We start from the raw sequence: 9,391 nt of genomic DNA on the forward strand, positions 1-9,391 counted from the left end.
TATAGGGTTGGCCCTTTCTCTCCCGCGCCGGGAACTCTCTCTGCCCCCCATCTCTCCGAGAACAGGGAGGGTTCCCGGCCCTTTTCAATCAGACCGAAAAGACGTCCTGGTCTGCCCGCACAAGGCTGCATGTTCCTGGAGACCCGACGAGGTCTGATACTTCTGTCCTGATACCTGTTTAAGAACCCGGATGGTTTGTCTTTATCCTGACGCCCGTACTGCGCCCAGGGGCCGGGGAATTTTTTTATCCTGTCTGTGATCACTGTTTTCTGGAGCAATCCATAATCTCATACACTCATTATCCAAAGGGGGCATTCATGGAAGCACGGTATGAAGAAACAAAACTACCCAATCGCTGGCTGGTTGTGGCGGGTTCACTGCTCATGCAGCTGAGTCTGGGTGCCATTTACACCTGGAGCCTTTTCAACAAGCCGCTGGTGGAAGCCTTTGGCTGGACGCCGGGTGATACGGTTTTCACCTTTTCCCTGACCCTGGCCTGCTTTTCCGTTGCAGTTATTTTTGCAGGCAGGCTACAGGATAAAATCGGTCCGAGAAAGGTTGCCATTGCAGGGGGGATTCTCACAGGTCTCGGCGTTGCCCTGGCAAGCTTTGCCACCCATATCTATTTTCTTTACCTCACCTATGGGGTCATTGCGGGCATTGGCATAGGCGCAGCTTACGTGACCCCCCTTGCCACCTGCGTGAAGTGGTTTCCCGAAAAACGAGGTCTCATCACAGGGTTGATCCTTGCGGCTCTGGGGGTGGGTGGCATGGTGTTTAAACCCATCATTCTTATCTTCATCGGAAATTTTGGCGTATCCCAGGCCTTTCTTTATCTGGGATGTATCTATGGTGTTCTTCTCTTGCTTGGCGCCACGGCTCTCGTGGTTCCGCCCAAAGGCTACAGGCCACCGGGATGGACGCCCCCCGCAGCCCAGGGTGGAGCCGCTCCTACGGGATCCCGCAATTTCAAACCTCTCCAGGCCATGCGGACCCCGCAGTTTTACATGCTGGTCATCTGGATGTTTTTTGGCAGCGCTGCAGCCCTCATGATCATCAGCGTAGCCGCGAACATTGGTATGACCATGATCGGTCTCAGTCTTGCGGCTGCGGGCAATGCCGTGGTGACCATCTCCCTTTTCAATGCCTGCGGTCGCCTGGGCTGGGGATTCATTTCGGATAAATACGGAAGAAAACCTTCCATTCTGGCAAACTTTATCCTCCTCAGCCTGGCCATGTTCTACATGGCCTTGATTCCCATGAACTATGTGGGCTTTCTCATTGCCACCTGCATCGTGGGATTCTGCTTCGGCGGCCTTGCAGCCATGCTGCCCACCATCACGGCAGAATGGTTCGGTCTTGCCAATGTGGGCAACAATTATGGCGCAATCTTTATCTTTTACGGCATCGCAGCGCTGACGGCCCCAAGGCTTTCCATCGCCATTGGTTTTGAAAAGGCCTTCCTTGTGGCGGGTATTGCCTGCGCCATCGGCGCTCTGGTGGCTGTCTTTGCCAAGGCTCCGGGAACTGTGGAAGAACCTGTGGCTGGAGAGGTTATGCAGGCAAAGGTATCCAGGGCCTCCTAAAGAGACCACTGGCCAAAAAGGGGTCTGACCCCTTTTTGGCCCATGGATCGGGCCAGGGCTGAGGCCAGTATCTGGCAGATGAGAATGCCCGCAAGCCCCGCAGCCATGCCGGAAAGGGCTTCAGGAAGCAGGGGGAAGGGAAGGGTATAGTCCGCCATGGGGGCGGTAAAGAGGGAAATGCCTTCGGGAAGGTGGAAGTTTTCCGCCACAAACTCAAGGCCATCGGGATAGCCTGAGGCAAAGGGAGTCAGAAACAGTGCCGCTGCCATGGGCAGAAGGAGTCCCGGCATCCGCCTTGCCAGGGCCACCATGGCCAGGGTGAGGACGGCTTCGCCCACACCGATCAGGGCATGCACCTTGAGCATAGGCCACAGCACAGCGGAAAGGGAGGCCTCGGAACCTGAGGCCAGAAAAAGGGAACAGAGACAGGCGGCGACAACCACGGAGCACCAGGCGGCAAAGGCCGTGGCAAGGTTCCGGAGAAGGGGATTTTCGGATTTCTGGATGAGAACATGCCTCAGAAGTCCGCCAAAGCCTGCGCCTGCACCGGACATGAGCAGAATATTGGCTCCGAGAACCGTGAGTCCGCCGTCCCCGAAGAAAACGGCCTGCACCATGAGGACGAGGGATAAGGAAAGAATGCCCAAGGGGATACCCAGCAGCGTTGCGGCCAGCACACCGCCAATGAGGTGGCCGGATGTGGCGGCACTGACGGGGTAATTCAGCATCTGCAGGACAAAAATAAGGGCGGTTACGGCCGCAAAGCTTACGGGTCTCGCCTCTTCCTTTCCTTTTACGGCGGTGAAGACGGCGGCTCCTGCAAGGCCTGCTGCCAGAGCAGCGGTGACAGGACAGATGGCTCCTGTGATCATGGCGTCGGGTATGTGCATGTGGGTTCTCCTTCGATGATGAGGATGGATGTAAAAACCGGAAACCCAAAAAGGTTCCTCATTATTCAGCAAATTTCCCCTCTCCCTCCGGGAGACGGGCCAGGGGTGAGGGAAGAAAGCTGTAAAAAGTACGTTTGTCCATTTACTTTTTCTAAAGATTTTAAGAGCCTTCCAAGGCCAGGGTGCCCATGCTGAATAGCAACCCACGCCGTGTTACGGCGTTTTGTCATAAAGTAACTTGTGAAGTTACTCAGAAGTTACAGAGGTTCAAGATTTTTTCTGCTGAAATTCCAAAACTTTTTCCGCAAGGGCCTCTGCCCAGACATCCAGACCTTCCCCTGTCCTGCAGGAGACGGGAAAGATGGCTGCCTTCGCGTTAACCCGGCGAACCGAGCTGGTGAAGCGCTCCAGACTGAAATCCGTTAAGGCCTGCATGTCCGTCTTGTTTACGAGAATGATGTCGCATACGGAAAACATCAGCGGGTACTTGAGGGGTTTGTCGTCTCCTTCGGGGACGCTGATCACCATCATGTTCAGGTGGGCACCCGTATCAAATTCCGCAGGGCAGACGAGGTTGCCCACATTTTCCAGAATGACCAGATCATAATTGCCGCCAAGGGTGCGAAGTCCGTCCTCCACCATGGTGGCGTCCAGATGGCAGAATCCGCCGGTTTTCATCTGAATGGCGGGAATACCGGCTTCGAGTACCTTTTCTGCATCCACCGTAGAATCGATGTCCGCCTCCAGCACACCGATCCTGATCCGGTCTTTCAGGCGTGTGGCCGTGGCGATCACGGTGCTGGTCTTTCCCGCACCGGGCCCTGCCATGAGGTTCAGGAGAAAGGTTTTACTGGCCGTAAGCCGTGCCCTCAGATCTGCCGCCACCTTGTCGTTGTCGTCCAGAATGTTTTCCTTGACCTCGATGAGACGTACTTCTGTCATATACCCTCCATACTTTTAATCACATATCCCCGCCCACTCACCAGAGTGCCGCCTGTGTTCAGGCACTCCGGGCAGGCACTGGGGCTATCGGCAGAAAGTTCTGGTTCAAATGTTGTGCCGCAGGCCGAACAGGCCAGCACAACGGGCTTCCATTCCACGGAGAGAAAGGCACCTTCCGCGATGCTTCCTTTGGAAATCTGATCAAAGTAGCGGCGCATCCACTTTTCTTCGAGATCGGAAAGCCGCCCGACTTCGAGATCAATTTTGAGAATCCGCTGTATCCGGTTCATGCGGGCATGTTTTTCCGCCACAGCCAGAATCCGGTTCATTACGGGAAGCTCGTGCATGGTTCTCCCTTTTTTTGGGCTCAGGCGAACCGGCTGTAATCCACGCCCCGCATGGTGGCGCGCTGACGATACCAGTCCGCTTCATTTTCAGGCGGTTCCACAATGGCGGATTCGGGCCTGCGCTTAAGGGTGATGGATCTGGACGGGCAGGTGGAAACGCAGAGTCCGCAGCCGATGCAGAGATCCGGGTTCACATGATACGCATCTTCCGTTTTGGTGATGGCAGCGACGGGGCAGCGTTTTTTCTGGCAGATCCCGCAGTCGATACAGCTTTCCGCATCAATAAGGGCAAAAAAGTTCGTGCTGACCGCATTCCGGATGCCGTGTTCCGTAATGGAGCGCAGCACACCGCAGCAGCAGCTGCAACAGTTGCAGATGTAGTAATGCCCCTTGGCGAAGTTGTTGGTCATGTGAACCAGCCCCGCCTTTTCGGATTTTTTGAGGATGGCGTAGGCTTCCTCCTTGTCGATGGGGCGCAGCTCCATGGGATGGTTCTCGAAGAAACCCGGAACCGGTGCAATGGAGAGACAGACCTCGACGGGTTTGGTGCAGGGGGCATCCAGCAGTTCGTGCTCCTTTTTGCAGATACAGTCCGCGACGGCAAAGCTCTGCCCCGCCTCGATGATGGCCGATACCTGCTCATAGGGCATGGACATCTGATCCGAGGGGATTTCCTCCTCAATGGGGACGATTTTCATGAGTGGGGGCTGGGTTTCAAAAAACTGCCGTCCGTAGGTTTCCTCATAGTCTTTGCAGAGCTGGGCGAATTCCCGGGTCATGCGTTTTCTCTGAAACTCAAAAATACCGAAAACCCAGGGAGCCATGCGGAAGATTCGGAACCCATGGTAATCAATGCCAAAAATCTGGCCCTTGTCCCACATGGTAAAGAGCATTTTTTCCAGGCCCTCCAAGGGGCGGCCCGTGCGTTTGGCGATCTGATCCGCAGACTCAAAGGTGAGCCTGAGATCGCAGAAGAGTTCCGCCTCTTCCGGTGTAAAGATCCATTCGAGGATTCGCAGTTCCACACCGCTTTCCGTTGCGGGGAATCCGTTGGGCAGGGTATCGAGTACCTCTCGCAGTTTGTGATACATGGGATGGGTCATGGGTTTTCCTTTTCCGATTCTTTTTTTCCGGCAGTCCTTCTGTACGGCAGCCCCTCTCCATCGGGACGGGTTCCCCGGTAAAAGGTCGTGAGAATCGAACGTTTCATGTGGGTTACGGCCTGAAAATCCAGACCGGTGGTCTCCATGTGGTTACCGATGAAGAGGGTTGAAAATCCATGCACCATGGACCAGGCCGCACGGGTGATGGAGGCGGGATCTTCCCCCACCAGAACGCCCTTGTCATGGCAGTCTGAAACAAGATCTTGAAATTCTTTGAAGTATTGCGATGACTCCGGCCTCAGATCCTCAGACAGCGTCATGCCCTTTTCCGGAGGCGCAAACATGACCCGGAAATGGGCCGGATGGGCGATGGCAAAATCCATATAGGCCATCCCCCAGGCCCCGAAGCGGGAAAGGGGCTCCCCATCCGTTTCACTCAGGCGTTTTCGGGTCCAGTCCATGAGAAGGTCGAAGCCCTGTCGGGCCACTGCGGCCAGCAGATCTTTCTTGTCCTGAAAATGACGGTAGGGGGCCGCATGGCTGACCCCGACACGGGAAGCGATCTTGCGCAGGGTAACGCCGTAGGCACCGCCGCTTTCCTGAATCATTTCCAGGGCGGCAGCCACAAGCTCTTCCCGCAGGTTGCCATGGTGATAGGCTGTCTGTTCTGTCATCCCTGCCTCCTCTTGGTCTCCTCTTGCATTGGGCGGACTATAGGGCAGGAATGTTTCCAGTGTCAACAACGAACTGGATTTCAGGGGCAAGGAACTGTTTTTTATGTGTTTTGGTGTTTTTAAAGTTTTTTACTCAGGGGCTGAAGGGTATCCGGGAGGGGAGAGGCTGGTTTTCGGGGATGGCGATCAGGACAGGAAAGCCCCCATCCGGGACGCTGGCGGAAGGGGGCTTTCGAGGGCGGTGTCGAACTGCTTTTGTAAAAGCTCAAGCGGATCAGATATGATCCTCTCCCTTGCTCAGCAGGGACTTTCCCTTTGCGGTGAGGGGGTATTTTTGAGTCGGGCTTTTGGGGGAAGAGGATTGCGTCATTTCTATAAATCCGGATTCAAGAGCAGGTTGCAAATAATTCTGTATAAAATTTCTATGACCTTTTAACTCAAGGGAGGTCATTATTTCTGCTACAGACATCTCATTTTCCAGTTTCAGCACTAAAACCCTTACTTGTTCCCCTGTTTGCCCGGTTATTTTTTGCAAGTTGTCTTCTTTTGGCAAGGGTTGAGCATAAGGGAGCACCACTCGCATGAAATTCTGGCTCATCTGCCGGTGGTATCTGACTAACGAAGGTCTTGTTCCATGGCTTTCGCCAAGAGCGTCCATGATTCGGCGTCCTCTTTGCATATCTTCTCTGCCAGTTTTAAGCAGTCTGCTTCACGAATTTTTTCGTTCCCGTAGTCAAGGAATAGACCCGTGAAATCCAAATGCGAATGATCAACCGTGTCTGCGGTGATCTGATAGATAAACTGCGAGTGCTTCGCCGGACCGCTTATGTGTGTGCTTGTCCAGAATAATGTCTCCGGATAAAGCTGTACGAGCTTCTGCTTCTCAATTTGGTTGTCGGCGCCGATGTTGAACGTATCGGTCAAAATGATGGTTCGGTCGGTTATGTGCTCGATTTTCCGACTGGCGTCCTGCCCGCCCATGAGGGCGTAGTCTCCGGGGGTATAGGTTGTGCACCATTCAAACGCCTTGCGGGCGGATACATTGAAGTGCTTCTGGAAATGGTAATAGATTGGCGTTGTCATTGGCTCAAATCCTTTTGTGTGTCAACGAGTAGACTGCTTGCAGTTGCTACAACCGCAGGGCCGTTCTCTCACGGCAGCGGCTCTGTGTACCATCATTCATTCTTTAATCCTCTATGTTCCTTGACTCAGCCGCCCGGAGACAAGAGCCAAGCAGGTTGAAAAAGCTGATTTTTTCCAAAACCAAGGTATTTCAAAAAGCCGATAACTCCTCGGGTCGGCCTGTAGCGAATTGTTATGCAAAATTTATTATAAGCTCATTCCACCTGATACTTCAATACGTTGCGCTGTTATCCATCGGGCATCTTCAGAGCAAAGAAACGCAACAACTCCGCCAATGTCTTCCGGCTCTCCCACACGCCCCAGTGCAGTCAATTCTTTCACCTTGGCATTATATTGAACATTATCCCTGATGACACCACCAGCAAAATCAGTTGCAATGGGGCCAGGAGCAACAGCGTTTACCTTGATACCTCTTGGGCTGAGTTCCTTGGCCAGATAACGAGTCAGGGTTTCCACAGCCCCTTTCATTGCTGCATAAGCAGCATATCCAGGCATGCTGGCTTGAGCGAGTCTGCTTGATATGTTCACGATGCCGCCACCATCTTTGATCAGATTCACTGCTTTTTGAGTAAAGAAGAACACCCCTTTATACTGAACGTTTAAAAGCAGGTCAAATTGTTCTTCCGTGGTTTCCATGAAAGGTATGTTGAGGCCAATGCCTGCGTTATTGATCAGATAGTCAAAACGTTCGGAGACAAAGTTCTCTTTCAATTCTCGAACGAGCTGATTAAAAAAATGGTCAAAATCCTTAAATTCGCCAACATTTAATTGCAAAGCTGTAGCATTGCATCCCATCTGCTGGATATCCTCGACCACCTGAAAGGCTTCTTCTTTTCTGCTGTAATAGGTAATAATTACATCCAACCCTTTACGGGCAAGTTGAAGCGCCATGTCCCTTCCCAATCCTCTGTTGCCTCCGGTTACTAAGGCTATTTTGTTTTTCATTGTTTTTCTCCGTTAATATTATTAATCATTTTTTGCAATTTCATTTATCGCGCTAATAAGTTCCATAAAATATGGGTTCCATGTAATTCGTGCATGATACTTCCCTTTTTCTTTATATCCCCAAGCACTGAACCACAGTTCCGATCGCTCTTTAGGAATGGGGATATTCTCCTGTCCATTTTCTAGCATAAGATTTCTGCCATTTTTTCCAAAATATTCATTGTTTTCGGAAAATATGACGTTCATGTGTGAAAAAGTGCTTATTTTTTCGTGAGGAAGACGACTGTTATATATTGAAACGCGTATGTCTTTATTTTTTGATATCTCGCCACTGCCATACCAGATAAAACGTGAAGCAGAATGTGTGAATTTGGACTGAAAAGCGTATAGCGTGGCGTACGGATTGAGAACGCTGTCATGTTGACTCATGACTATGAGCGTAGGTTTATTAAAAGATTGAGCATCCAATTTTTTTTGCAGAATTTTTACCGATTGATAGTACAGTTTTGCTGCATTTGCAGACAACGACTGGTAACAAAGAATGTTATCTTCTTGGTCAATATCAATCCAGTTCCGAAAACATGATATCAGCGAGGAAAACCACAATAAGCTGTTTTGAGGATAAAAGCCTGGAGAGAATAGCAGCAGACCTGAAATATCATCATTGTCCAAGGCATAAGCCGTAACAAGGTTTCCTCCGGTAGAGAATCCGGCCAGCCAAAGCTCATCGACTTCATTTGACAGCAGGCCAGCATGATGCTCAAGCGCCTTTTCCCAGTCTGTATAGTCCGGTAGCATGAGATCAGCCGGTTTTGATCCATGCCCCGGTAACAAAATAGTTCTTACAAGCCAGCCATTTTTTACGAGTTCTTTGCCAATATCCATAAAGTACCAAGGGCTTGCTCCTAATCCATGAACAAAAAGGACACCTTTTTTTACGCCATTGGTCCTCGGTGGTTTCAGTTCATAAGGGGCATTAAGTCTTATTTCTAATTCATGGTCATAAGTCAAAAAAGCGCGATTTTCTTTGATCCACTTCTTAGTTTCTGAAATGTATGTAATAAAATTGGTCTGGTTATATAAGGGTAAAGTCCGAGATGGACAAAAAGAAGAAGAGTCAGGCGTTTTTGCACATGATACATTAAAAACCAGTGCAAAGATAAAAAATGCCAGGATCAACCTTGCAATAATCGGGATTGGAACGTCTGAATTAACGGTGAACATGAAGCCTCCATTATTGGTTGGTTACACCAGATGGAGGACAAAAAAACGCACCTCCAACCTGGTAGGTTAGATAGTGCGTTGATTGACGTAAACGCTTACGGATATAAAATCGTATAGTTCACATAATATAAGTTGTGCTTTAAGTCAAGTTTTAAAAAGGTTTATTTTTAGGGGGTTAGCGAGGCGGCGGATCAGCTGCAAAGCCGGGGGCAAGCTTGCTGTCCAGCAGGCGATGAAAGCCATTGTCACACAGTGCGGCATTAAAAAAAGTTTCCATTCATACCCTCCGCCACAGCTTTGCCACGCATTTTCTGGAGCAGGGTTTAAGCCTCCGCCATACCCAGGGAATCATCGGTCATGCCAGCCCGACCACCACCGCTCTCACCCAGGTGGCAGAGCAGAACAGCCTTCTTGCCGTCAACAGGCTTGCAAACACTCTCCGTGAGAATTTCACGGGGGTGTCCCCATGAAAATGTCGGCCATCATTGATGAATACTACGACATATTTGTGGCTCTATACGGAGACTCCGCACTGCC

Annotated in this window: 11 protein-coding genes; 2 read left to right on the forward strand and 9 right to left on the reverse strand. The window is 51.1% G+C overall.

The annotated features are described in order from the left end of the window. The first annotated feature begins 317 nt into the window (after positions 1–317). Positions 318–1,586, forward strand: coding sequence for an OFA family MFS transporter (locus RBR60_RS15285; protein WP_320358366.1), 1,269 nt, complete (start codon positions 318–320; stop codon positions 1,584–1,586). On the opposite strand, the gene RBR60_RS15290 is transcribed toward RBR60_RS15285, so the two are convergent. The 9 genes from RBR60_RS15290 to RBR60_RS15330 all read right to left on the reverse strand — a co-directional run bounded on the left by RBR60_RS15290 (position 1,583) and on the right by RBR60_RS15330 (position 8,854). Beyond that, on the reverse strand, positions 1,583–2,476 hold the full coding sequence (locus RBR60_RS15290) for an energy-coupling factor ABC transporter permease (protein ID WP_320358367.1): 894 nt from the start codon (positions 2,474–2,476) through the stop codon (positions 1,583–1,585). The genes RBR60_RS15285 and RBR60_RS15290 overlap by 4 nt on opposite strands. A gap of 267 nt (positions 2,477–2,743) precedes the next feature. Continuing rightward, positions 2,744–3,418: a hydrogenase nickel incorporation protein HypB gene (hypB, locus tag RBR60_RS15295; protein WP_320358369.1), complete on the reverse strand. Its 675-nt coding sequence runs from the start codon at positions 3,416–3,418 to the stop codon at positions 2,744–2,746. Beyond that, positions 3,415–3,765, reverse strand: a complete 351-nt coding sequence (locus RBR60_RS15300) for a hydrogenase maturation nickel metallochaperone HypA (RefSeq protein WP_320358371.1) — start codon at positions 3,763–3,765, stop codon at positions 3,415–3,417. Before RBR60_RS15300 ends, hypB begins: the two co-directional genes overlap by 4 nt. Positions 3,766–3,785: 20 nt before the next feature. After that, complete coding sequence (locus tag RBR60_RS15305) at positions 3,786–4,868, reverse strand: 4Fe-4S binding protein (RefSeq protein WP_320358373.1); 1,083 nt, start codon at positions 4,866–4,868, stop codon at positions 3,786–3,788. Beyond that, a complete protein-coding gene (locus RBR60_RS15310) occupies positions 4,865–5,542 on the reverse strand; it encodes a TetR/AcrR family transcriptional regulator (RefSeq protein WP_320358377.1) in 678 nt (225 codons plus the stop codon). The genes RBR60_RS15305 and RBR60_RS15310 overlap by 4 nt, the downstream gene beginning before the upstream one ends. A gap of 274 nt (positions 5,543–5,816) precedes the next feature. Beyond that, positions 5,817–6,200 carry a Fic family protein gene (locus tag RBR60_RS15315; RefSeq protein WP_320358379.1) on the reverse strand — a complete coding sequence of 128 codons (384 nt, stop codon included), beginning with the start codon at positions 6,198–6,200 and terminating at the stop codon, positions 5,817–5,819. After that, positions 6,158–6,625, reverse strand: coding sequence for a hypothetical protein (locus RBR60_RS15320; RefSeq protein ID WP_320358381.1), 468 nt, complete (start codon positions 6,623–6,625; stop codon positions 6,158–6,160). The genes RBR60_RS15315 and RBR60_RS15320 overlap by 43 nt, the downstream gene beginning before the upstream one ends. A gap of 246 nt (positions 6,626–6,871) precedes the next feature. Continuing rightward, a complete protein-coding gene (locus tag RBR60_RS15325; protein WP_320358383.1) occupies positions 6,872–7,630 on the reverse strand; it encodes an SDR family NAD(P)-dependent oxidoreductase in 759 nt (252 codons plus the stop codon). Positions 7,631–7,651: 21 nt separating this feature from the next. Beyond that, the gene (locus tag RBR60_RS15330) at positions 7,652–8,854 is read right to left on the reverse strand and encodes an alpha/beta hydrolase (protein ID WP_320358384.1); all 1,203 of its coding nucleotides are present in this window, start codon (positions 8,852–8,854) and stop codon (positions 7,652–7,654) included. Between the two features lie 242 nt (positions 8,855–9,096). On the opposite strand from RBR60_RS15330, the gene RBR60_RS15335 reads away from it, so the two are divergent. Next, positions 9,097–9,324, forward strand: a complete 228-nt coding sequence (locus RBR60_RS15335; RefSeq protein WP_320358386.1) for a tyrosine-type recombinase/integrase — start codon at positions 9,097–9,099, stop codon at positions 9,322–9,324. Positions 9,325–9,391 lie beyond the last annotated feature (67 nt).

Origin of the sequence: Desulfobotulus sp. (genome assembly GCF_034006065.1) — a bacterium.
Classification (GTDB): Bacteria; Desulfobacterota; Desulfobacteria; order Desulfobacterales; family ASO4-4; genus Desulfobotulus.

Coding starts and splice junctions, on each gene's coding strand:
- RBR60_RS15285 (WP_320358366.1), top strand. CDS start 318: ATGGAAGCACGGTATGAAGAAACAAAACTACCCAATCGCTGGCTGGTT.
- RBR60_RS15290 (WP_320358367.1), bottom strand. CDS start 2,476: ATGCACATACCCGACGCCATGATCACAGGAGCCATCTGTCCTGTCACC.
- hypB (WP_320358369.1), bottom strand. CDS start 3,418: ATGACAGAAGTACGTCTCATCGAGGTCAAGGAAAACATTCTGGACGAC.
- RBR60_RS15300 (WP_320358371.1), bottom strand. CDS start 3,765: ATGCACGAGCTTCCCGTAATGAACCGGATTCTGGCTGTGGCGGAAAAA.
- RBR60_RS15305 (WP_320358373.1), bottom strand. CDS start 4,868: ATGACCCATCCCATGTATCACAAACTGCGAGAGGTACTCGATACCCTG.
- RBR60_RS15310 (WP_320358377.1), bottom strand. CDS start 5,542: ATGACAGAACAGACAGCCTATCACCATGGCAACCTGCGGGAAGAGCTT.
- RBR60_RS15315 (WP_320358379.1), bottom strand. CDS start 6,200: ATGGACGCTCTTGGCGAAAGCCATGGAACAAGACCTTCGTTAGTCAGA.
- RBR60_RS15320 (WP_320358381.1), bottom strand. CDS start 6,625: ATGACAACGCCAATCTATTACCATTTCCAGAAGCACTTCAATGTATCC.
- RBR60_RS15325 (WP_320358383.1), bottom strand. CDS start 7,630: ATGAAAAACAAAATAGCCTTAGTAACCGGAGGCAACAGAGGATTGGGA.
- RBR60_RS15330 (WP_320358384.1), bottom strand. CDS start 8,854: ATGTTCACCGTTAATTCAGACGTTCCAATCCCGATTATTGCAAGGTTG.